Origin of the sequence: Enterococcus sp. VV15 (genome assembly GCF_005236045.1) — a bacterium.
In the GTDB taxonomy this organism is placed as follows: Bacteria; Bacillota; Bacilli; order Lactobacillales; family Enterococcaceae; genus Enterococcus_B; species Enterococcus_B durans.
The window spans coordinates 1-881 of record NZ_QPTY01000104.1 but is presented as its reverse complement, the minus strand read 5'-3'; the positions used below and the strand labels follow the sequence as shown (position 1 = coordinate 881).

The following is an 881-nucleotide window of genomic DNA, read 5'->3' as shown; positions in this document are numbered from 1 at the left end:
TCTAATAAAGCATCTGGAACAAATACACCTAGAATAGCATCCAATAAATTAAATGCTGCATTTCTAACGATCTCTTGGCGATTTCTAATGTTATCAGCAAAACCATTCACAAGATCAATCACAGCATCCATCAATCGTCCTTGGGATTGCACAACTCCACGTACCATTGCATCAACTAAATCCATCGCTGCATTCACAATATCTGGAATTTTATTGGCAATTCCTTTCAAAAATTTAACGATTAAATTAACAGCGGCGTTAATTATCTGACCTAAATTATTTGCGATTCCGTTAACAAAATTCACAATTAGTTTAGCGGCTACACTGATGATATCTGGCATTCTAGAAGCTAACGTATTCGTAAAATTCACCATTAAATTAACAGCTGTATTTACAATTGTTGGCATGTTTTGTGCGATCACTTGTGCAAAATTCAAAATGATATTTAATGCCTGTTGCGTGACTTGGCCTATATTATTGGCAATACCTTGTAAAAAATTAATTAATAAAGAAAAACCAGCTTGTAATACCATTGGTAAATACGAATTTAATGAAGCTAACCACGTGGTAATTAAAACCGCCATATTTCCCACAAGAACTGGTGATTGTTGCGTAATACCTTGGAGTAAAACATTAATCAAATTAGCTCCTGCAACTACAACTTGAGGAAGTGCTATCGTCAATGCTCCTAAAAATGCTGTAATAATTGAGGTAGCGGATTGAACAATTGTTGGTATTAATAGTAATAGTGAACTAGTGAAAGTCATTACCAATTGAGCTACGGATAATGAAAGATGCGGTAGACCTTGCGCAATTCCTGTGATAAATCCACCAATTACTGCCAATCCACCAGAAATAATCCCTGGTAAAGCTGCACCTAT

At 35.4% G+C, this 881-nt stretch carries 1 protein-coding gene; it reads right to left on the bottom strand.

The window, feature by feature from the left end:
- The coding region (locus tag DVW83_RS14775) for a phage tail protein (RefSeq protein ID WP_446717772.1) at positions 1-881 on the bottom strand (881 nt) is incomplete at both ends.